Genomic DNA, 21,465 nt, shown 5'->3' on the forward strand with positions numbered 1-21,465 from the left:
GATTACTGTATTATTTTAATGGTAGATTCTTCGTTCAGGTAGGCACTATTGGAAACAACCACCTGGTCGGTCGGTTTGAGCCCCTCTTTCAGATACACCGTTTTGTTATCGAAACTGGCAATGTCAACAGGCACCTTTTTTACTTTTGAGGTGCCATTCAAAATGAAGGCGTAGGCGCTGTATCCGTCCGCCTCCACCAACGCATCATAAGGGATGCTCATCACATGCTGCGCTTTGCCGGTAGCGATCTGCGCTTTGCCAAACATACCCACGGCAGGGCTGATGTCAGTCAGTTTCAATTTTAATTCGACCTGAAAAGAGGCTGCGGCCGCATCCGAGGTTTGAGATTTGCGAAAAACGTAGGCATCAATCTCTCTGTCCGGATAGCCGTCCAGCGTAACCACTGCTTTTTGACCCGCGGAAACAGCAGCCCACTCCTTATCGGTAAGTCCTACCCTGAGAAGAAAGCTTTTATCCTGTTTGGTCTCATTGATCACAAGGACCGGGCTGCCCGCTGCGATCACCTCGCCTTCCGAGGCCAGCCGCTGGGCTACAAAACCATCGGATGCAGCGTAAATCCTGGAATACTGCTCGTTGAAGGAAACGGTCTCATCCCCTTTTTTGGCGATATCCAAAAGCGTCTTGGTATTCTGCAGCTGTTCTTTGGTATACACACTGTCGCGGTACAGATTCACCGCCCGGTCGTAATCGCGCTGCGCTTTTTCTACATTCAGATTCGACTGGCTAAGCCCCGCTGCAATTTCTGTGGCGTTCAAAACAGCCAATAGCTGCCCCTTTTTGAAAGATTGTCCTTCCTCGACCAGAATGCGGCTGATCACCCCGCCTATTTTAAAGCCGTACTTGGCTTCGTGCTCTGTGCTGACAAGACCTGTGGCAGTGATATTGCCCGAAACGTCAAGGGCGCTGACCGCTGACACTTTTACAGGAACCGCTTCCCGGTCATCAAAATGGACTTCCTGCTTGGGCGTCAGCTTACAGCCCACAAAGGCCGCGGCACCCAAAATCAATAATGGTATCGTTTTCATATAATCTATTTTTTTGAATTAGTTGAAAGTAAAACTGGCATTGGCGCGCTCGATCGAAGCATGGGCAATCCAGATGTCGAACAGCGCGATATTGGCATCCAGGCGGGCGTTGATCAACTGGTTTTGCGCATCAAGAAGCTCGATGTAAATTGCTACACCTTCCCGGTATAGTTTCAGCTCATCGTTGTAGTAGGTCTGGGCGGTTTTAAGCTGCGACTGGGCGGATTGGTACTGGGCTACTGCACTCTGCATCTGGTTTTGGCGTACTCTCAGCTCGGTTTCCAGCTGCTTTGCGATGTAGTCGGTCTGGGCCGAAATGCTTTTTTGTTCAGCTACCGCTTTTTTGATCTTGTAATTATTCTTTCCAAAGGCAAAAAGGTCCCAGTCCAGTGATACACCCCAGAAGTAGTAGCGGCTCTTTTTGTTGAAATCCCAGTCGAATGCCTGCGAACCCAGGTCTATAAACGTTCCCACCCTGGGAATGATATAAGATTTAGCAAGGCCTGTCAGGTTGGTACTGATTCCTTGTGAAATTCTGAGTTTCTCCAGCTCTTCCCTTCCTGCCACATCGCCACCCAGCAGGGCACTGAATTCCGGCAGGCTGGTAACAGAATCAACCTGGACACTATCAGTGAGCGGCCGGTTGAGCAGAAAATTAAAATAATACCTGGCCGACTCTTCGGTTTTTCTGGCAGCGGTCAGCGATGCGTTGATCTTGATTACTTCATTGGCGCTTCGGATCACCCCGGTCCGGTTCACTTTCTCATTATCAAAAAGCACCTGGTTGATTCGTTTGCCCTCCTGGACCAGTCCGAGTGAAGATTCGTAGATCTGCACCGCATTCAGCGCCTTGGCATATTGATAGTAAGCGGTTTTGATCTCTTTGACCAGTTCACGCTTATAGACAAGCACCTCCGCTTTCTGCAGATCAACCTGCTGGCCTTTGATACGCTTGTTGTAGACCAGCTCCGCATTGATCAAGGGCAGTGTGGTCCGAAATTTTGCATCATAAAAATTATCGGGAAAAAGCTGGATACTCTCATTTTTCAAATTAGGAAAGGCGCTGCTGCCCGTCAGCTGGTTGAGTGTGGAATACACGCCATTTAAAAGATCCCCGGTCGGAAAATCGATCGTCCGCCCGCCGCTTGCCTTGGTGTAGGTGGCAGAAAATGAAACGCTGGGCAGAAACATGGTTTTGGCTTCGGCCAGGGCCAGTACATTTCGTTCTAAAAGAAAATTCTGCTGTTTGATGCTCTGGTTTGACCCGAGCCCTTCCTTGATGTAATCATCGAGCATGCCCTGGGCATGGGACGGGTAAGCTAACATGGCAAGCATGGGAAACGACAGCGCTGCCTGCAAGGCGCCTGATCTTTTTAGTAATTTGTTCACTGTAATAATTTCAAACACTGTTTAATTAATATTTAAAAGAAAAGGCCAAATTATTTGGGATAACAACATCCCGTCACAACCGGCCAAGAATAATGCTTACTCCTACTGATTAAAATTTAAATGCTGCTGATCCTATTTCGACTCGATCAATGCGATAAAAGTTTCGTATCCATGCAGCATCAGCTCCTCACTTGATTTTTCAAAAAAACCCGACATCCGGTCTTTGCAGTACAGTGAACAAATACCATGTACCAGCGAAAGTGTCATAAAGGTGAAGTGCTTGTTATGCAATCCCTGGAATTTCCCCTGGTCCTGGCACTGCTGTATAACACCTGATAAATGCTCTATGGCTTCCTGTGCGATCTGAAAACCTTCCCCTTCAGCTTTACCGGTTTCACTGACCAAGAACATCAGATTATAATAATCGGAGTGGTTTTGTGCAAAACGGATAAAAACCAACCCAAGTGCTTTATAGCGTTCATAGGGATCTTCGATGACATCCAAAGCTTTCATCTGGCTTAAAAACAACCGGAACCCTTCTCTATGCAGCTCGTGAAAAATCTCGCTCTTATCCTTAAAATAAAAATAGATTGAACCCGGACTGTAACTGATAGCGCTCGCAATATTGCGAATACTGGTCTGTTCGTAACCCTTTTCAAGGAATATCTTACGGGCACTGTCCAAAATCTTTTTGTGCATTTCTATCTTTTCCTGCTCTTTTCTCTGCGCTATTGACATACTACAAAACTCATTTGATATGCAAATCTATTAAACAGTGTTCAATAAAAAAAATTTTCTCAATTTTTTTTTAAACAGTGTTCAATAAAATTTCTTCGCATCCTTGACATATATTCCTATCCGGCAAATAAATCATTTAAACCAATCTATGATATATTTATGAAATATTGATTTGACTATGCCCGTGATTTAGCGGATAAATATCCTTGCCGTAACGTTGGAGATAAGGCTGGTTTGACAGGTCGACAACTCTAAAATTAAGGCAAAATCAATATGAGAATTCAGGAAATAATTGGATTATAATGATACGCAAGATACTTACCCCAGCAACAACAAAGCTACACATTATTTTGGATAAGTTGCGGATGGCTAGTATTTAATATATTGACGCTGTTCCACTTTGGAACTTTTAATTACGTCCTTACAATCAACAACCCGGTTTTTTACAGCGTCTTTAGAAATGTAAAAATTGGTGCTAATTATTTTTTATATGTCTGTTACATCGTGTCGTTCCTAACTTCACAGCAGCGGATAGAAAGATACCATTGAAACATCATATATGTTTAGTAACGAAATCGAACTCTTTCTGACATTATCTGTTGCCACGATTATTTTGGTTCTTTTTGTCGCTTTTTTAATTGCATTCGCGCAGATTTTCAGACAGCGCCAATTGCGGTTTCAACAAGAAAAGATAGCAATTGAAAATAATCTTAAGGCTCAGTATGATCAGGAAATATTAAAAACACACATCGAAATTCAGAATTTGACGTTACAAGAAATTGCTCAGAATCTGCATGATAATATCGGGCAGTTACTTTCGGTAGCAAAACTCAACCTTAACATATTGGAGGATCTTGAGCTTTCCGAGGAAAGCAGGCAATATATTAAACAGACCAATGAGATTATAGGTTTGTCGATTAAAGACGTCAGAAATCTTACGCGAAGCTTTGATGGTGATTTTGTAAAAGATTTCGGTCTTGAAGAAAGCTTGTCTCATGAATTGAAACGACTTCGCGATACAAATGCTTATAGTACCGAATTAAGCGTCTCAGGAGCTCGATATAGTTTAGGATTTGAAAGAGAAATTGTATTATTTAGAGTTGCTCAGGAAATTCTAAATAATGCCTTAAAGCACGCATCAGCAAACAGAATAATTGCCCAATTAATTTACAAGGAAAATGAATTCGTAATGAGAATTGGGGATAACGGAATTGGTTTCGACATTGACTTAACACCTAAGACAACGGTTTTAAGTTCGGGGGCCGGACTTCGAAACATTAGCCGCAGAACAAAATTAATTGGTGGAAAACTTGATTTAGAAACTGGAATAGGACGAGGAACAACCATAGAAATCTCAGTGATAATTAAAAATCACTCTTAAGAGTCATGAAACCGACAATTGCAATAGTTGACGATCACGAGCTTATGGCCAAAGCCCTATCAGGCCTTGTCCAAAAATTCGGAAATTATGAGGTTTTGTATGATGTGTCCAGCGGAGAAGAATTAACTAGACGACTTCACCTGCAGCTTGTACCCGACATTGTCCTTTTGGATATAAACATGCCCGGAATGAATGGATATGAAGTGGCATTATGGTTGAAAAACAATTTTCCAAATATAAAAATCATTGCTCTTTCTATGAATGATAGAGAAGAATCTATAGTGAAAATGCTTCGGAGTGGCGCTTGCGGCTATCTTCTAAAAGGTTGCAAACCGCACGAACTCAAACAAGCTTTGGATACCGTTGTACAAAAAGGATTTTACTACACTGAATTTGTCACGAGCCAATTGATAAAAAATTTAAATAATGTTACCCTTCAAAATCCAATTGAGCGTTTAGGAATAAATGAAAAAGAAAAACTATTTATCCAGCTATCTTGTAGTGATCTAACCTATGTAGAAATCGCGGATAAGATGTGCCTTAGCCCCAGAACAATTGATGGTTACCGGGAATCCATATTTCAAAAAATGGAAGTCAAGAGTAGAGTTGGTATGATTATCAAAGCTATTCAGTTTAAAATCGTAGATATCTGAATAAACGATGTGCGCTAACTTATGGGAGAAATTCTCCGAACGACTTATTCCTTGATCGATAAAGTATTGCGTCCGGGTTGAGACACAAAGGCACAGAGATAATTCAAGAAAAAAGGAGTGATAAAAGTCATTGCCTTTGTCAATACCATTCATCACTGTCTCAACGGGATTGTGTTGATAGCGTCTTCCGCACACTTACTTTTGTGAGTAGGTAAATAAACTCGACTTCCCTGACTAAATAAATTATTCCCCACCGAATTGATAGAAGTAGCTTCTTTATTTTGGCGTAGAAAAGCGCTTTATTTTTATAGAAAGGCTCTTTTGATAATTAATAATTCAGTCAATTTGATCTATTCAGAGAAATGGTCTTGAAATTAATTTATCATGTAGAACATATGCGACAATTATTATAGAATTATTTTAAATTTTGTTTAAAAAGATTTTGTTCTTAAATTATTGTAACCTAAATTTGATTAATAGCGTTCCTCCCTAACAAACTCATATAGAACAAGTCATTTCAGTAAGAGTTTCAATGTGTTCGTTAACCCCTTATCATTGGTGTATGAGATTTAATTGCTTATCTCTTGCTTTTGCTATTCTCTTTATGCTGTCCAATTGCAAAAAAGAAAGCGATGTATTACCTGATGAAACCCAGAATGGGAGTAATACTTTTGGCTGTAAAGTCAATGGTGAAATTTGGCTTCCCAAGAGCTCCTTCGGGAAACCAGGTATAGATCTTTCCTATGATCCCGCATTTAATGGTGGGACAATGAGTCTTAAGGCTAGAAATTGGTTTTACACCAATAAGCAGCAAACTATAAGTACAGCTTCTAATATTAATATTGCAATTGGACAGTTATCAAAAACTGGTAAATATTCATTCGATAGTGATATTGGGCAGGCTTTAGGCCAATATTATATAGCAACGCTGGAAGATCAAAGTGCCACGGAAATAATGAATTGCTACTACGATGAAGTGGGAGATAAAAGAACAGGAACATTGACCATCTCTAAACTTGATCTTCAAAACGGGTTTATTTCAGGAACATTTGATTTTATTCTCAACAAAAAGGATTCCCTTGCAGGCTGTAAACCAGTCATCAAAGTAACGGAAGGGCGTTTCGACGTAAAATTTTAGTTCATACATTTATAAATACTCCCACATTTTAAAATCCATTTTCTAATGAAAAATTCTCTACTCGTTCGCGGGCTAGGCTGTGCCCTTATGCTGTTACTATTGACCTTAAATCTTAAAGCGCAGGTTCCAGATGATTATAGAACCAAAATGAATAGTGTTTTTGCTAATTTAAATAAGACGTATATCACTACAGGTTATCTTTCTGAATATGCATTCCCGTTTATACCGCTCGAAAATTTTAATGGCACTCTTAATGCGAATAATGTAACAAACACACAAATTTGGCAAATGGCTTATGCGACATGGTATACCTCATACATTGCTTCTTCAAGTACTCCCGGAACAAATCCTTCCGTTGTAAATACTTCAACCTACACGGCATTAAACAGCTCAACAAACATTCCAATATTGCTGCTGTATGGGAAATACAATTCATTAAAGACCAATGCCGTGAGCAGTAATTTGCTGAGTGTCTCAAATAGCCAATTTTATGATGTCGCCGGCCGGTCTCAGACACCATATGATGAGAGAACCTTATTTGTAGCGGCCCCTGGCAAAACATTTTCATCGACTAACGTTGTGTCGTTCATATTTAACTCATCGTTGTCCTTCGGCAATGGTGGAAGTATCAGCAGTATCGCAATCGATTTTGGAGAAGGTGCAGGTTATCAAACTGCTAGCTGGGGGACCGCTTTAAGTCATACTTTTAATTCTGTAGGGAATAAACGTATAAAAGTCAGAGTTACACCTGCAGTAGGAAGTACTGTTGAAAACCATTTTGATTTTCAGATTTATTCAAATGATGTTTGTAACATCTGCCGCTTTGGGACAAGCTTTTATACTTCACATACTTTTGCTGCCACTACAAGTCATTCAGGCGGAATCGGCTATATAAGGTATAGTCAAAATAATACATCAAGCCCTAAAAGGCTTAAAAAGCCCCTTATTGTAGTTGAGGGCTTTGACGTACATTCAATTGCACCAAATCTCGCGGAAAATTACTCCTATCGGGATTTTATTCTAAATCTGAATGATTTAGGAGGGGCAACCGGTACTTTTGATTTCAATGGATCTCTGGATGATTCAAATTATGATTTGATATTTTTAGACTATAATAATGGCACTGATGATATTATTAGAAATGCTGCCTTGTTACAAGATTTGATAATCTGGGTAAATGGTCAGAAAGTAACCGGAGATTCAGATAATGTAGTGATGGGCCTAAGTATGGGAGGTTTGGTCGGTAGATATGCACTGGCAAAAATGGTGAGAAATAGTATCGCAACGCAGACTCGTCTATTCATTGCTCACGACAGCCCACAACGAGGAGCAAACGTTCCATTGGGGGTTCAGGTTGCTCCCCGCCACCTAGGAGCTTTGGGATTTCTTGGTCTATTCACTGCAAGAGATGTTATTCCGGAGTTAGATCAAACACTGAAATTGTTTGACGCAACTGCAACAGGACAGTTGCTGATTAACAAAGTTACAAATAGTACTGGCAGTATTTCAGCGAATTCATTCTTAAATAATGATTACTGGAACATGGTGAATTTACCCTCTGCACCACCATACAGGCTGGTTGCTACAAGTGATGGTTCCCAATGCGGAGTTGCACTTTTTTCTCCCTCAACTCAACTGGCTAATTTTACAGCATCCGGGTTCCTTACACCGCTTCCATGGATCAATAACAATCGTTTGACAACAACACTAACGATCAATTCGTCAGCAAATCAATCTACTAGTACAGTTTTTAATGTCAGTCTTTCCTCTGTTTTTAATTTACTTTCAGTAATTAGTATTAATGTTCCTATTGCAAGTCATTCCGTAACGGGCGCTTCAATTCCTTTTTATGACGGAGCGCCTGGCGGGACATATCCTGTTAGCGATTATCTGGGAAGTGAATTTAAACCCAGTGCTTCATTCAAAGTCTTATGGTTTTTGCAAGCCGGATACAGTTCCACATTAAGGGACGAATTCTGTTTTGTTCCGACCGCGAGTGCCTTGGATGTAACAAACTTTACAGCGAGCAATCTCACCGCCTCTAATATTGACGCTGTGAGTCCTGGCAATCCTTCTCGCCTCGGAAAATTTATAGCTCAGGAATCGTTCACTAAACCGAGCACCAGCGCAACTGCGTATAATGAAAAGCACATTCGGTTTACGGCACGCAACGGTCAATGGTTGTACAATGAAATGGAAAATCCGAGCATTAACACGCTTCATTGTTCAACTGAATGTTCATTTTCAGGAATCTCAATTACTGGTCCAAGTCTGATCTGTACGACAGGAACTTATAGTTTAAGTCCGGCTTTAAATTTTGTTACCCCGACTTGGTCTTCGTCAAATACGGGGCTATTAACGATCAATTCTGTTTCAGGTCTGGCAACGAAAGTTGGCAATGCGCAATATGCCACCGTATCTTCATTAATCAATGGATGTAATGTTGGTCTTAGTAAAACGGTATATGTGGGGACACCAACCGCACCGTCTTTATTATATGTTCCGAATGCTTCTCCAGACAATCAACTTTGTAGAAATACCGATACTGCTATAACCCTCACTAATTCAAACCAAACGTCCCAAAGTGTTACGCAATATGATTGGAGTGCGGGAAGCTGGGCATCCTATCTGATAACATATCCGGGAACTCCTATACCAACTACTTATGCTCTATTTAATGTGCCAAGTTCTGGACCAACCTCACAATCTATTTCAGTAACCGCCCAAAATGCTTGTGGAGTGAGTTCACCTATAACAAAGATTTTTGTAACGGTTGCTTGCGGCGGACCTATTTCGCGAATGGCATATCCTAACCCGGCGTCAGATATTTTGACACTTGGATTTGAAGAATCAAACCACAAACTTCCAGAACAGATTTTACTTTATAATGAGGAAAGTCAGAAAGTGGTATACTCTATTACATACGAAGAATTAGCTATTGCTCTTTCCAAAGCCATGACAATAGACATTCCGGTGAAAAATTATCCTCGTGGAACCTATTATCTCCATATTGTCAAAAGCGAAGGAGATGTGGATAAGACAAGAGTTATTCTAGAATAAAATAATCAAAAATTGAATTCAGAAACAATTGATTTTTGAATTCAATTTTGTTGTTTATCGATTTTGCTGATACTAAGCTTTTGAGAAAACCACTCATTTTTCTGGCTTAAAAGTTACTTTAAATGAATTTTAGAGGACACCTGATATTGACACCCGATATTTTTGTTATAAAACCATATAGATCAGACAATTGATAAATAAAGAGGAATTGAAAAGCGTACTAAGTTAGCGCATTACAAAAAATGGATTTGGAATTCTCAATTAACTTAAACAGATGCAAGATTATCAAGTTAACAGGTATTTGGCATTCTGAAAAACGCAATTTATTGTATCGCTCCGACAAAACCCGTGTTGCTAATTTGGTAAACGTAATTCTGGGTTAATTTTCGAGATTTCTGAACTTCTCCCAGTTGTTTGGTAGCAGTTGATAAAGATCTTTATGTTTATGGGATTGTATTCTTTCAAACACATCTGTCAGCCAGCGTTGCTCATCAACACCATTCTTTTTGCATGTTGCCATAAAGGAATACATAGCTGCTGTCATTTCAGCTGCCTGGTGGGAACCAGCGAACAAAAACGCCTTTCGTCCCAGTTTATGTAAAGCTTTACATAAACTGGGTTATGCATAGCTAAGGGTTATGTAAAGCTTTACTAAAAAATGGCCATTGGGATCAAATCAAGGCTTATTGATTACCTTTTCACTTGACATAATATTTTGAAATTATCGTGGTATAGCTGCTGGAATAAATAATCAAGTGTAAATAACTAACAATATGCGCAGGGTTAAATTATCACGTTGTCAAATGGTTCTGGAACTCAAATCACAGTCTTGGCAATTGACCTTGTGGCGTTTAATTAGTTATACAGTGGTTTTAAGCCAGTAAACACTTTAACAAATCCAGGGTTATTAACAATGAATATTATCGAGTAAGGTTGACTCACGCCCCCACTCATTCTATCTGAATTGGTTAGAAAGTGGTCTCCATCGAACTTTTGAAGGTGAAAATGAATAATATTATGCAAAGCGATTTATCGGAAATATAGAGTCAACTACCTGGAAACATTGATTTTAGACTATTGCTTTGCATAATCTTTAACTATCCATAACCAATTTTATGTAAAGCTTTACATAATAAGGGCCGAAAAAACTATCTTTTCGCCGGATCACACGAAGCAGCACAACGAGCTGCTATGATCTACTCCTTCTTTGCTATCTGCAAAAAACACAACGTCAATCCCTACAATTGGCTAAAAAACACTCTGCTAAACATCTCGACAATTAAACATAAAAACATCCCCGATCTGTACCCGCAAAACTTTAACAATATTCAACAGTTAACAAAGATGTAGTTGGTAGGCCGGATACAAAAGTAAGATGCTCTCGGTAAAATCGCGAATTACTATAAGATGGTGTTTGTAAGTCTCAATGATCATTTTTAAATCGAAAGGGCCACTGGGAATAAATCTCTGTGGCCCTCTCGTTAACCTTGGTGAACCTCTGTAAAAAAAAAACTATTGCCTTTTTATCACATAATTTCCCGATCCTACCTCAAGAATTATGAAACCTTTCTCTCCTTTCTTCACTACAACATCCTTACTCGACGCCACCTTTTTTCCATCTACTGTCAACTGATCAGTCAAATCTGCTGGCACGTAAATGTCAGCAGTCGTATTTACTGGCACTGTTACCTGCATTGTCAAATGAACACCATCTTTTTTCCAGGCTGAGATTATCTCGCCGTGCATGGTGTGAAAGGTTGCCTTCAAATTGTCAATTCTTCCGGCTCCGGATTTTGGGTCTATTTCTGGTTTAATATCAAAATGATCAAATCCTGGGTGAGTCTGCTGAATGCCGGCGGCGTTTGAAAACATCCATTCACAAACTGCTCCGAAGGCGTAATGGTTGAAGGAATTCATCGCCGCATTGTATTTGAAGCCATCTTCATTGGTGAAACTATCCCACCGCTCCCAGATCGTGGTTGAGCCATTTTCAACTTCAAAACCCCAGGAAGGAAATTCTTTGCTTAAAAACAGATCATAAGCAAGTGCAGAATTCCCGCTGGCTGAAAGTGCCGGAAGAAGCGGTTTGGCGCCAAGAAATCCGGTAGCAAGTTTTCCTCCGTTTTCCTTGATAAGTTCTGCCAGAAAATTGCCTGCTTTATTAATGTTGTTTTTAGAAACTATGTTCATATAAATCGCATTGGCGTAGGCAGTCTGGGTATTTCCGGAGAAACCAAGATTTCCATCCACATAACCCTCGCCTTTACCATACACCTTGGCATCACAGATAAAACGGCCGGTGGTATCTGTGTAATGCGCTAGTACCGCTTTTCTGATTTTATCAGAGGTATCGGAGAACCGTTTCTGTTCACTTTGATTTCCGATGGCTCCCGCCATCTCTGTCATCAGGTCTGCGCAGTAGGCGTAGTAGAAACTGGCCAGCATATCTGGAGGCGTTTTCTGGCCGAAAGAAAGCCAGTCGCCAAAACCGCCTTTGGGATCAAGATCTTTGAAAGCCGTTTCTTTGAAAACATGATTGCCGCCGCTTCTTTTTTCAAGAAAATCCATGAAACGCACCATGTTGGGCCAGCCTTGTTCGATGATGCGGGTATCGCCATAAGTCTGGTAAATCTGGTAGGGACAAATGATGCCGGCTTCCATCCAGCCTGGTGAGAAAGTATCGGTTTTGCGAAGATTTGGTGCCGGCGCGTAAAGCGGGTAAGCACCGTTTTCAAACTGTCCGTCAGCCAGATCCACATTCCATTTGGTAAAAAAGGAAGCCACATCGCGGTTGAAAGTGGCGGATTTGACATAAACCTGTGCATCGCCGGTCCAGCCAATACGCTCATCTCTTTGCGGGCAATCGGTCGGAATATCAATGTAATTGGAGCGCTGCGTCCAGTCAATGTTACTATAAAGCTGGTTGACCATTTTATTGTCGGTTTCAAAAGAGCCAGTTTTGGGCGTGTCTGAACCGATGACAAGACCAAGCAATGTGCCCGCATCTGGCTTTTCTTTAAACCCTTTTATCTCCACATACTGAAAGCCATGAAATGTGAATTTTGGCTCCCAGCTCTCTCCTTTTGGATCGCCTTTCAAAATATAATAATCCGTGGCTCTTGCCATGCGAAGATTCTCTGTCATCAGATGCCCGTCGGGATAAAGTTTTTCGCCATACCGGATCCTGATCGTATCGCCGGCAGCGCCTTTCACTTTGATTCTTACGATACCTGCTAAGTTTTGGCCCAGATCAAAAATCCAGCTGCCGTCCGCTCTTTTCGTCTGGCTTTTCACAGTCAGCTCACCGGTTATTTTGACAGGCGGACCTGGGTATGTCTGTATCTTGCGGTCTTCTTTATCCTGATAGACTTCCGGCTTTTGCCAACTGCTATCATTGAAACCAGGTTTTTGCCAGCCGGAAAGTTCAAGCCTTGCATCATACGTCTCCCCGTTTAAAAGATCCGATTCGGTAAGCGCTCCTTTACTGGCTTTCCAGTCTGCTCCAGTAGCAAAAGTCTGGGTGCTGCCGTCGTTGTATGATACTTCTAATTGCGCTTTCAAAAGCGGCACTTTTCCGTAAAAAGCCCTTACAACAGGGTTTCCCACCAGAAGCGAATAACCCAGGTAGCCTGCATACCAGCCGTATGAAAGCTGAGAGCCCAGCACGTTTACGCCGGTTTCCAGATCGGCAGTCACATCATAAGTCTGGTAATAAACGCGTTTGTGATAATCGGTCCAGCCCGGGGTAAGAAAATCAGTTCCAGTCTTTTTACCATTGATAGAAAATTCGTAAAGTCCCAGAGCCGTCACATAAAGCCTGGCTTTTTTTACGCCTGTTTTAATTTTTATTTCCTTTCTAAGATAGGGAGCAGGCGGAAGATGGTAGGTTTTTCCCTTGCCCAGATTGTCAAGATCAAGACCGATCCATTGCGCACTCCACTGATCTTTTGAAAGAAGACCGATTTCAAACGTGCTCACCCCGCTCCAAGGTCCGGCGATGCCATCCTGATTCCAGCTTCTGATTTTCCAGTAGCAGAGCTGTCTGGAAACAAGCGTTTTTCCGCTGTACTGCACCTGCGCAGTAGCCCGGCTTTTAACCTGGCCTGAATTCCAAAGGTCAATTTTATCCTCATTGAGCAGTGAAGGAGCGCTTGCTACCAGAATCTGATAGGAAGACTGCATTTGGTTTCTTTTGTCCGAGGTAAGCTCCCAGCTCAGACGCGGCGCTGTGGCATCGGTGACAGGATTAACTTTATACTCAGTGCGCAGATTTACTGCGGTTAAACCATCCGCAAACACTGGAATTGACATGAGAACAATCAAAAAAACAGATAAACCGTAACTTTTCATAAACCTTAAATTACTAAAAACAATATGGGAACACGGGCTGAGCTGGACTATCAACCGTTATTCTGCACGACTTTTACGCCCTTGGGCGCGTCGATGGTTGATTTTATTTTGCCGTTCGCCAGCTTTTCATGCCGGATCTTAACAGCTCCCATCGGGGTTGGAAATGTTCCTTCCACCCATTTAAGATCGCCCAGATTAGGCTGGATTCGGATGCTTTTGCAACCTGGTTCCAGCACGCTTGCTCCAAGCACATGTTCGCTCAGCCAGGCCGTCGGACCCGAAGCCCAGCCGTGACAAAGACTATGGCGAAGGTTTTTGTAACAATATGCGCCAAAATCACCATGGATATCATCTTTTCCTTCGGGCACAATTTCTGTGATGGGAGCTGCGTTTTTGGTCCAGTCCAGATCAAAATCTTCCCAAAACGTTGTTGCACCCATATCAAGCATTCCACCCCAGTAGTTTCTAATACAGTCAATCGCGCCCTGATAATCACCCGCCTTGGCTCTTGCCTGGAGCATGTAATAGCCATAAAAAGTCGACATTCTCGCGCAGCCATCCACAGCCAGTACTTCTGTATTTGCTTTCTGAGCAGGTACAAGGCCAGAAAGCGCAAGCAGCGCAGCAGCCTGTTTGGATCCGTTTGCATCGGGAACATATAGTTTCAGATTGGTTGATGCGGCTCTGCATTTCTGGGCCTGGGCAGGTTCATCCAGAATCGTGCAAAGCTCAGCACCTGCATCCAGGGTCATAATCATCATGGCATGAAGCCCGGCATGGATTGCTTTTGGGTTTTCACTCGAAGGCCAGTCCAGAAAGCGGGTTCCGTCCAGATTCTCTTTGTTATCTTTTGTTTTACTTATTAAAAGATCCAGAAGCGCTACCAGATATTTCTGCTGCTTTCTTAGATATTCTTTATCTCCCTGATATTTATATAGGTCTCGGTGAATGAGGACCCACCACATCGAATAGGCGCTGATCCCATTCATCCAGCCCGGAAGCGGAGTAATATCGCGCGCCTGGTCCAGGCTTTTTGCCACGACCTCGTTTTTACCAAATACGCTGTTGATCGTCATGATTTCAGGGTGCATATCCCCTACCCAGACAAGTCTGTCTCTTTTAATACCATCCCATAAAAATTGCTGCATGTTAAGATGCACGGTGTAAGCACCTGTATTCCAGATGGTGTTAAGTCTCTCGTCACTGCTTTTAAACGAGCCTATATAATCAAGATCACGGTACTCGAAAATAGCACGTGCCTCTTTTAATTGCAGCTCGCGGTTATCATCCACGAGATCAATACGAACAAAACGAAAGCCGGTATTACCAACGTTCATCACACCCAGCCAGGGCACTTCAATGATAAAATCGCGCATAGCATGGTCATTGGTCGCACCGCTGACTGTATCGATGCTCGACATGGTTTCACTGACCGATTCTCCAAAACGAAGTCTTATTTTGATCGGATGCTGATTGCTGGGTTGATCTGTTACCAACTGAATCCCTCCTTGTATTTCCTTTCCAAAGTCCAGAACCAGTCCGGGTTTTTCACCATCCTTGCTTGTCAGCGTACAGATATTCTGATGCATCAGATCCGCCTGCCCGGTGCCGGGTCTTAAAAGATTCTGCTCACCTGAAATGCCTGCGCCGCTTGTTTTCCAGACAATTCTTGTTGCTGTCAGATATTGTTTTACCCGGGCGTCTTTCTCAGAGATCACATTACTTCCAAATATCGGGGGTAAGTTCTGGGCCAAAATTGGTTGGTTTTCTAGGTAAAATAGACATGTCAGCAGGGCAAGAAGTTTTTTCACTGGGCGGTGTTGGTTAAAAATGAATGCTTTAAGATCGTAAAATCTTCGAAAATAAATCAATTCTACGCGTAGAACTAGCCTGTTCTATCCTGCCTGCGTTGTGAGATATCTTATGAAGTGGGTCAAATTAACCAAGGTAAGTATCTTATCCATTAGTGGACGTGGCAAAGCGATACATCTGCTTTATTAAACTGATTTAGTTGCCAGCAGATATAGCGCATAGTTAATAAGTGAGCCGGTATTTGGTTGATAAACAAAAGGAGTTGCCACTCCTTACCAATCCGAGATATTTGATTGAAATAAATCATTGACTCAACTTCCAAACAATCCCATTTCAATGAGCTATTACTCCTTTTAACCTCGCCAATTTAACAGGACATAATACAAAAATAACTTCCTATAATGTCATATTATTGGTAACATGTATTTGTTTTGATGAATTAAACGGGAACACATATGAAACGAAACCTTTACTATGTTCTGGCTGTTTCACACGCTGGTCTGGCGCAAAGATTCTGTCACATTGAAGCAGATACAGCCTCAAAACAATTTATACTAGTTCAGGACAAAACCGCCATTGCGACTTCAAGAATTCTTGATTCGGAATATTACAGTTACAGTAACTGCCAATGCGGAGCATCCTGAAAGCACTGTTGATATTGACCTTAGCTTTAATCAGCATCAACATGGATGATTTATTTACTGTTGTTTTCGCAATCCGGCCTTACTGCGATGGTGATTGCAACGATCAGACGGTAGCAGATAGCTGGGTTTCCACCAAAGCTATTAATAAAGCAACGCGCTCCGTGGATTTTACAATGGGTGGTATGCTGCCGGGAGCAAATTACAAACTGGAAACATCAATAATCTCTCCCGTCAGCTTTCAAACTTCTGCTGCCACTGCAAAACCTTCAAAAATGCTACTGGTTATTAATGAAGAATGGAAAAACACACTGCTTGTTCAATCCAATCTGAATCAGTATATCGCTGATGCAGAAAAAACTAACCCGCTTATCTTAGTAGAGAAATACTACGTTTCAACCAACAGCACTTCAAAAATCGGCTTATACAATTATATACAGGAGCAGTATAAAAGTGATAATCTTTCGTACTTATTTTTTATCGGCGACAATGCTTCAACGACCACTTCCAGGACACTGCTTGATGAACAGGGAAACGTAATGCTGACGGCAGGTTCCTATTCTTTTACCCACTACACCCTGCCCTTGTATCAGCACTATACTTACGATCCATCAACTTATTATTTGCAAAATGTAAAATATCAAAATACGTGCTACAGGCCCGACCAGGAAATCAGAGAAGCTGTATTTCAACAGCGCAATTCGCTCATTTCCATGGGCATGATCATTCCGGATCCTGCATTAAGCTTCGACGGGCAGATTAACTATCTCGGAGATTATTTTGCCAAACTGCATAAATTCAAAAATAAGGAAATCACATTCGAAAAAAAAGTTCTTTTAACAGACGGCTTTGTAAGTGAGCAACACGCTGTTGCAAAGGCACAAGCCAATGGCAGATGGGTCTCCGCGGACGTACTTAGTTTTGGAAGAACGAAAGATACTGATTACTCAGGCGAAGACCCCGTTTGGAAAACTGATTTTTTAGATAAGCTAAGCAGCCGGTCTTATGAATTATTTAGCCTGAATCTTCACGGTAGTCCTACATACCATTCTTTTGGCATTTACAGCAGTGATATCCTATATAATCTTCCAAAGGCTAATATCCAACTTATTAATCTTTTATCCTGTAATGTGGGTCACTATAAGTATAACACTATTTAGCGGGACTGTACCTTCAGAAAGGAAATGTAATGAATGTGCATGCTTACAGCGATCTTTTAGTAACCATTACAATTAACGGGGCAAGCGCACTGGAATCCCAGTTTTTGGACAATTGGGCATATAGTTTGATGTCGCGCGGGTTTAACACCAGCGATGCGTTTAGATTATCGGGATCATACAACGAAAGCGAATTAATTCTAGGTGATCCGCGTAATAAATTTCAAGACATTCCATCGCCCATAACACTTGAAAACTTTGAAGTTAGTAAGGAAGAACCGCGCTTTTGAACTGGTCTGCAGTTACAAAGATTCATTTCAGCCAGTTTGAAATTGAACGCAGCGGTGATGAACAAACATGGGTTAACCTTGGGTCTATTTTGGCAAGCAATCAGCATTCGACTAATGCACAGTACAGTTTTTTAGATAAAAATCCTCTAAACGGAGATAACTTTTACCGGCTGAAAATGATCGATCTTGACGGAAACTATTCCTACTCTGATACCCGTCAGGTGAGTTTCGATTTTTTAATTTACACTATTTACCCGAACCCGGCATCTGATAAGTTCTATTTATCCGGCGGCCTTTTAGAAAATGCCAAATCTGTTGTGATAAAAAATCAATCTGGAATCACTTTGTTTGAATCGAGCGGAGTATTGGAAGATGGCATTTCAACAAACAAATTCTCTGACGGCTTGTATATTATCCGGGTGAGAATGGCTGATGATAGTGTGAGGACGTTAAAAATGGTTGTGAGTAAGTAAGTCTTAATAAGGGTGGGAAACTTCTTACTTTAAGAAACGGCATCTTTATTAAAATCTCTCTCTTCTGCCCTGTCCTTTCGATGGTAATCTCTTCATTTGGCATCATTTGCTGCTTTCGCCTAATGAAAAATCCATGAACAATGCTGCAAAACAGAAGCCTTTAATAACACAGAAAGATCAATTAGGATTGAGGCTTCACTTTTAAATCTCCACATACGAATTCCAAAAGTTCGCAAGGTGACACATCCATCGCCAGGGCAATTAAGTAAAGTTCATCTGCTCGCAATTTCGCCGTTGGATTATTGGATAATTCTGTCAATCTCGGACTTGTCAACTTTGCTTTTCTTGCAATATCAGCCTTATTCACTGACTTCAATTTGAAATATTCTCCGAGTTTTGTTACCATATTTTCCAAAAGCTAAAAATAAACTTAACAAAGTTGCACATTTTTTACGATTTTCTTAAAATGATCGATTCAGTAAATTAAATCTCTCCTGTAAATTTTTAGGATAAATTTTTGATATTTAAGAATTTCTGAATATTTTTACAGAAAATCTTAAATATTATGGTTAGATATAATTCAATTTTATCACAAGTAGAGATTAGTATTCCTCATAAAGATTTTGGAGACGTCAGCCGCTATCGCAAAGGACTACTTAGGCTTTTGGCAGAGGTAAGAATAGATGACTGCCGACCGGATTTTAAGGATGACTTAAAAGCCGTTTATGAACTTTTAGAATATCTAACAGAAGAAAAAATGGAATCAACGACCAGGCCTAATGGGGTTTAATTGCAGACACGATACCGAATAAAAATTTTTCAAATATGTCTGCATTGGCTAGAAAGTAAATAAACTAATGTTTCAGGTAGAAGGAAGAAGTCTTAGGAGTATGTGAGGGAAACCATTGAACGAACAATACCACCAAACTATCTTTTCACTCCAGAAAGGCATCTTTCGGTAAAAGATCTTTTGGTGAGCACTGCAGTATAACTGCCAAGTCATTGACTCTTTTTAAACTATACTTGTCATCAGTTTTTGCGCTTTCAACCAAGCCCACATATCCTTCCGAAACATCTAAAAGAAAGGAAAGCTCCTTTTGGCTAATACCAAGTTGTACGCGTCTTCTTTTGACTTCGTCAATAACATATTGCTCAATGGGGCTTAATTTACTCATGAACGAAACAAGCCAGAAAACAAAAAATTTATACATAGCTATGGCTATGTATTTAAAAGTTTTAACTTTGTGACTAAGGGTCACGCCTATAAGGAATTCGATGGGAATACATTAACTTTATTGAAATGGGAGTTCGAAAATCATCCGTCAGCAGTGAAGAGACAACCAAGTACCTGCTCCTTTTTCGGGAAGGAAAAAGTAAGGGAATGGACTATGTTTATCGTAATTCTTTTCACAACCTTACATATTTTGGCAAAGAGCTATTAAACGATGAGTTTACAGTCAGCTGCCTGTTGCACGAATGCTATCTTAAAGCCTGGAATCAAAGACAAAGATTGGAAAGCCTTCCCCACATTTACAGGTTTATACGGTTGAATCTTCGTTGGCAGATTCTCAGACACATCGAAAAATCTCGCCATAGCATATACGGACAAACGCCGCTTTCAGACCAAATGGAAAACACAATCGGTGATTTTGATGACCCCATAGAAGAAAAGGAATCTACGGAAGAAGATCACAAAAAACTCCGAATGGCTACGGAAAGTATCAAATACCTGTCTGCCGAATCGCAGCAGATTATTTCACTTCATTTTCAAAAAGGTCTTACCTATAAACAAATCGGCGAACGTCTTGGAAAAAGTAGTTTTCAGGTTTCTAACCAAATCAATAAAAGCGTCAAGCAAATCAAAAACATGGTCCATATTGCATCTAAAAGCAGCGAAAAAAATTCAGCCTTGGTAAATAAAGCGCACGAAGGAATTTTAGACAGTGAGCAGTCAATAATCTATCAATTGCGAAAGCAGCAGAAACTATCCTTTTGCGATATCGCAGAGAAACTCGGAGTATCACAGCTTCAAGTGCAGCAGCAGTATATCCAGGCGCATCAATTGCTACGACACCAGGCCAAACAGAAAAGAGCCAATCAATTTTCGCATGTTTAATTGTTTGAAAAATGGAAAAGATATTCTTTACCCGCAAAATCCAGCTTAAAATTGACAGCGATGATTCTGAATATAAGTCGCAGGTCTTTAAAACTTTATACGACTGGCGTTACATCTGTTTCCGGGCATCGAACCTGATTTTCACGCACCACTATCTTCAGCAGCAGGTTAAGGAAATGATCTATCTGACCGACGAAGTAAAAGTCAAACTCGCCGATATTAAGATAGACGAAGAGGGTATTCTAACCACTTCCAGAATGAACACCAGCTACCAGATCCTGGCAAAAAATTTTAAGGGAAAAGTCCCGATGCATATCATGAGCTCATTGAATAGCACCTTGGTAAGCACCTTTAATACCAACTTGGTCTCCTATTTAACAGGCGAAAAAACGCTTCCGAATTTTAAGAAAGATATTCCCATCCCCTTTAAGGCATCGGATCTTAAAGCGCTAAGCACCGATAATAACGGCCATGTATTTTATTTCAAACTTTTTGATATCGCTTTTAAAACCTATTTGGGAAAAGATTTTTCGGACAAAGCAAGTCTGCTGCATCGTTTAGTCAAAGAAGAAATTAAACTCTGCACAAGCTCTTTAATAATTGAAAAGGGAAAGATTTTTATGAGGGCTGTGTTTCAGTCTGAGAATCAGCCACAGACGCTTAAGCAGGATATCATTGCCGAAGCATCGCTTTCGCTTGATTATCCCATTATGCTCTCCATTGGTAAGACCAGGTACGCGATTGGAAACAAAGATGAATTTCTTTACAAACGACTTGCGATACAAGCGGCCATCCAAAGAAAGCAGAATGCCATGGCGTTTATGAATAATCAAACCAAAAAGAAATTCAAAGAAAACACAATCGAGAATTTAAGAAATGCAGAGAAAAGGTATGTAAACCAGAAACAGCACGTATATAGCAAACGGTTGATCGATTTATGTATCAAAAATCAGGCAGCCACACTGCTTCTGGTAGATCAGCAGCAGAAAGAAGTGAATGCATCAGAAGATCCGTTTCTTCTTCGTAACTGGGGCTACGGCGGATTAAAACAAAAAATTCAAAACAAAGCTGCCGGCGCTGGCATTACCGTCATTGTGGAATAAAAACATTAGAGGCTTCTTGTAAAGCCGCAGGATGAAACTCAGATAGTTTCATTAAATGTCTTTTGGGACATATACAACTGGGTTCGGCTTATTTTAGCCAGAAGAATTGCGAGGCTGC

19 protein-coding genes and 1 pseudogene are annotated in these 21,465 nt (G+C 41.0%); 12 read left to right on the forward strand and 8 right to left on the reverse strand.

Translation table 11 applies throughout. The annotated features are described in order from the left end of the window. Positions 1 to 2: 2 nt before the first annotated feature. The 3 genes from IEE83_RS17685 to IEE83_RS17695 all read right to left on the reverse strand — a co-directional run bounded on the left by IEE83_RS17685 (position 3) and on the right by IEE83_RS17695 (position 3,173). Positions 3 to 1,046, reverse strand: a complete 1,044-nt coding sequence (locus IEE83_RS17685; protein WP_194121855.1) for an efflux RND transporter periplasmic adaptor subunit — start codon at positions 1,044 to 1,046, stop codon at positions 3 to 5. A gap of 18 nt (positions 1,047 to 1,064) precedes the next feature. Beyond that, entirely contained in the window at positions 1,065 to 2,453 is a 1,389-nt protein-coding gene (locus tag IEE83_RS17690; protein ID WP_310588523.1) for a TolC family protein, read from the reverse strand. A gap of 114 nt (positions 2,454 to 2,567) precedes the next feature. Further along, positions 2,568 to 3,173: a TetR/AcrR family transcriptional regulator gene (locus tag IEE83_RS17695; RefSeq protein ID WP_194121856.1), complete on the reverse strand. Its 606-nt coding sequence runs from the start codon at positions 3,171 to 3,173 to the stop codon at positions 2,568 to 2,570. Between the two features lie 559 nt (positions 3,174 to 3,732). Between IEE83_RS17695 and IEE83_RS17700 the strand changes: the two genes are divergently transcribed. The 4 genes from IEE83_RS17700 to IEE83_RS17715 all read left to right on the forward strand — a co-directional run bounded on the left by IEE83_RS17700 (position 3,733) and on the right by IEE83_RS17715 (position 9,405). Continuing rightward, entirely contained in the window at positions 3,733 to 4,554 is an 822-nt protein-coding gene (locus tag IEE83_RS17700) for a sensor histidine kinase (protein ID WP_194121857.1), read from the forward strand. A gap of 5 nt (positions 4,555 to 4,559) precedes the next feature. Continuing rightward, positions 4,560 to 5,207 (forward strand): response regulator transcription factor, encoded by a 648-nt coding sequence (locus tag IEE83_RS17705; RefSeq protein ID WP_194121858.1) that lies wholly within the window; start codon positions 4,560 to 4,562, stop codon positions 5,205 to 5,207. Between the two features lie 562 nt (positions 5,208 to 5,769). Next, positions 5,770 to 6,345, forward strand: coding sequence for a Riean_0653 family protein (locus IEE83_RS17710; RefSeq protein ID WP_194121859.1), 576 nt, complete (start codon positions 5,770 to 5,772; stop codon positions 6,343 to 6,345). 45 nt (positions 6,346 to 6,390) lie between these two features. Continuing rightward, on the forward strand, positions 6,391 to 9,405 hold the full coding sequence (locus tag IEE83_RS17715) for a T9SS type A sorting domain-containing protein (protein ID WP_194121860.1): 3,015 nt from the start codon (positions 6,391 to 6,393) through the stop codon (positions 9,403 to 9,405). A 379-nt stretch (positions 9,406 to 9,784) separates the two neighbouring features. Here the strand turns inward: IEE83_RS17715 and IEE83_RS17720 are convergent, their stop codons facing one another. Beyond that, positions 9,785 to 9,949, reverse strand: coding sequence for a transposase domain-containing protein (locus IEE83_RS17720; protein ID WP_379993073.1), 165 nt, complete (start codon positions 9,947 to 9,949; stop codon positions 9,785 to 9,787). Between the two features lie 593 nt (positions 9,950 to 10,542). On the opposite strand from IEE83_RS17720, the pseudogene IEE83_RS17725 reads away from it, so the two are divergent. Continuing rightward, a pseudogene (locus IEE83_RS17725) lies at positions 10,543 to 10,755 on the forward strand (IS66 family transposase); the annotation flags it as partial. Positions 10,756 to 10,917: 162 nt separating this feature from the next. On the opposite strand, the gene IEE83_RS17730 reads toward IEE83_RS17725, so the two are convergent. Both IEE83_RS17730 and IEE83_RS17735 read right to left on the reverse strand, forming a co-directional pair. Further along, entirely contained in the window at positions 10,918 to 13,716 is a 2,799-nt protein-coding gene (locus IEE83_RS17730; RefSeq protein ID WP_194121861.1) for an alpha-L-rhamnosidase, read from the reverse strand. An 89-nt stretch (positions 13,717 to 13,805) separates the two neighbouring features. Beyond that, a complete protein-coding gene (locus IEE83_RS17735) occupies positions 13,806 to 15,509 on the reverse strand; it encodes an alpha-L-rhamnosidase-related protein (RefSeq protein WP_228101854.1) in 1,704 nt (567 codons plus the stop codon). Between the two features lie 513 nt (positions 15,510 to 16,022). Between IEE83_RS17735 and IEE83_RS17740 the strand changes: the two genes are divergently transcribed. The 4 genes from IEE83_RS17740 to IEE83_RS17755 are packed head-to-tail and all read left to right on the forward strand — an operon-like array spanning position 16,023 to position 18,128. Then, the gene (locus IEE83_RS17740) at positions 16,023 to 16,211 is read left to right on the forward strand and encodes a hypothetical protein (protein WP_194121863.1); all 189 of its coding nucleotides are present in this window, start codon (positions 16,023 to 16,025) and stop codon (positions 16,209 to 16,211) included. A 41-nt stretch (positions 16,212 to 16,252) separates the two neighbouring features. Then, positions 16,253 to 17,368, forward strand: a complete 1,116-nt coding sequence (locus IEE83_RS17745; RefSeq protein ID WP_194121864.1) for a hypothetical protein — start codon at positions 16,253 to 16,255, stop codon at positions 17,366 to 17,368. A gap of 29 nt (positions 17,369 to 17,397) precedes the next feature. Further along, positions 17,398 to 17,655, forward strand: a complete 258-nt coding sequence (locus tag IEE83_RS17750) for a peptidylprolyl isomerase (RefSeq protein WP_194121865.1) — start codon at positions 17,398 to 17,400, stop codon at positions 17,653 to 17,655. Continuing rightward, complete coding sequence (locus IEE83_RS17755; protein WP_194121866.1) at positions 17,652 to 18,128, forward strand: T9SS type A sorting domain-containing protein; 477 nt, start codon at positions 17,652 to 17,654, stop codon at positions 18,126 to 18,128. Before IEE83_RS17750 ends, IEE83_RS17755 begins: the two co-directional genes overlap by 4 nt. A gap of 181 nt (positions 18,129 to 18,309) precedes the next feature. Here the strand turns inward: IEE83_RS17755 and IEE83_RS17760 are convergent, their stop codons facing one another. Beyond that, positions 18,310 to 18,534 (reverse strand): helix-turn-helix domain-containing protein, encoded by a 225-nt coding sequence (locus IEE83_RS17760; protein ID WP_194121867.1) that lies wholly within the window; start codon positions 18,532 to 18,534, stop codon positions 18,310 to 18,312. A 159-nt stretch (positions 18,535 to 18,693) separates the two neighbouring features. Here IEE83_RS17760 and IEE83_RS17765 point away from each other — a divergent pair, with 159 nt between their 5' ends. Continuing rightward, complete coding sequence (locus IEE83_RS17765) at positions 18,694 to 18,918, forward strand: hypothetical protein (protein WP_194121868.1); 225 nt, start codon at positions 18,694 to 18,696, stop codon at positions 18,916 to 18,918. Positions 18,919 to 19,063: 145 nt separating this feature from the next. Here IEE83_RS17765 and IEE83_RS17770 read toward each other — a convergent pair whose 3' ends face one another. Next, positions 19,064 to 19,339 (reverse strand): helix-turn-helix domain-containing protein, encoded by a 276-nt coding sequence (locus tag IEE83_RS17770; RefSeq protein ID WP_194121869.1) that lies wholly within the window; start codon positions 19,337 to 19,339, stop codon positions 19,064 to 19,066. An 89-nt stretch (positions 19,340 to 19,428) separates the two neighbouring features. Here IEE83_RS17770 and IEE83_RS17775 point away from each other — a divergent pair, with 89 nt between their 5' ends. Next, entirely contained in the window at positions 19,429 to 20,244 is an 816-nt protein-coding gene (locus IEE83_RS17775; RefSeq protein WP_194121870.1) for a sigma-70 family RNA polymerase sigma factor, read from the forward strand. Between the two features lie 11 nt (positions 20,245 to 20,255). After that, positions 20,256 to 21,347, forward strand: coding sequence for a hypothetical protein (locus tag IEE83_RS17780; RefSeq protein ID WP_194121871.1), 1,092 nt, complete (start codon positions 20,256 to 20,258; stop codon positions 21,345 to 21,347). Positions 21,348 to 21,465 lie beyond the last annotated feature (118 nt).

Source organism: Dyadobacter subterraneus (assembly GCF_015221875.1).
Classification (GTDB): domain Bacteria; phylum Bacteroidota; class Bacteroidia; order Cytophagales; family Spirosomataceae; genus Dyadobacter; species Dyadobacter subterraneus.

Bases quoted from the DNA above. Each gene is read 5' to 3' on its own strand.
- IEE83_RS17685 (WP_194121855.1), bottom strand. From the start codon at position 1,046: ATGAAAACGATACCATTATTGATTTTGGGTGCCGCGGCCTTTGTGGGC.
- IEE83_RS17695 (WP_194121856.1), bottom strand. From the start codon at position 3,173: ATGTCAATAGCGCAGAGAAAAGAGCAGGAAAAGATAGAAATGCACAAA.
- IEE83_RS17700 (WP_194121857.1), top strand. From the start codon at position 3,733: ATGTTTAGTAACGAAATCGAACTCTTTCTGACATTATCTGTTGCCACG.
- IEE83_RS17705 (WP_194121858.1), top strand. From the start codon at position 4,560: ATGAAACCGACAATTGCAATAGTTGACGATCACGAGCTTATGGCCAAA.
- IEE83_RS17710 (WP_194121859.1), top strand. From the start codon at position 5,770: ATGAGATTTAATTGCTTATCTCTTGCTTTTGCTATTCTCTTTATGCTG.
- IEE83_RS17715 (WP_194121860.1), top strand. From the start codon at position 6,391: ATGAAAAATTCTCTACTCGTTCGCGGGCTAGGCTGTGCCCTTATGCTG.
- IEE83_RS17720 (WP_379993073.1), bottom strand. From the start codon at position 9,949: ATGACAGCAGCTATGTATTCCTTTATGGCAACATGCAAAAAGAATGGT.
- IEE83_RS17730 (WP_194121861.1), bottom strand. From the start codon at position 13,716: ATGTCAATTCCAGTGTTTGCGGATGGTTTAACCGCAGTAAATCTGCGC.
- IEE83_RS17740 (WP_194121863.1), top strand. From the start codon at position 16,023: ATGAAACGAAACCTTTACTATGTTCTGGCTGTTTCACACGCTGGTCTG.
- IEE83_RS17745 (WP_194121864.1), top strand. From the start codon at position 16,253: ATGGATGATTTATTTACTGTTGTTTTCGCAATCCGGCCTTACTGCGAT.
- IEE83_RS17750 (WP_194121865.1), top strand. From the start codon at position 17,398: ATGAATGTGCATGCTTACAGCGATCTTTTAGTAACCATTACAATTAAC.
- IEE83_RS17760 (WP_194121867.1), bottom strand. From the start codon at position 18,534: ATGGTAACAAAACTCGGAGAATATTTCAAATTGAAGTCAGTGAATAAG.
- IEE83_RS17765 (WP_194121868.1), top strand. From the start codon at position 18,694: ATGGTTAGATATAATTCAATTTTATCACAAGTAGAGATTAGTATTCCT.
- IEE83_RS17770 (WP_194121869.1), bottom strand. From the start codon at position 19,339: ATGTATAAATTTTTTGTTTTCTGGCTTGTTTCGTTCATGAGTAAATTA.
- IEE83_RS17775 (WP_194121870.1), top strand. From the start codon at position 19,429: ATGGGAGTTCGAAAATCATCCGTCAGCAGTGAAGAGACAACCAAGTAC.
- IEE83_RS17780 (WP_194121871.1), top strand. From the start codon at position 20,256: ATGGAAAAGATATTCTTTACCCGCAAAATCCAGCTTAAAATTGACAGC.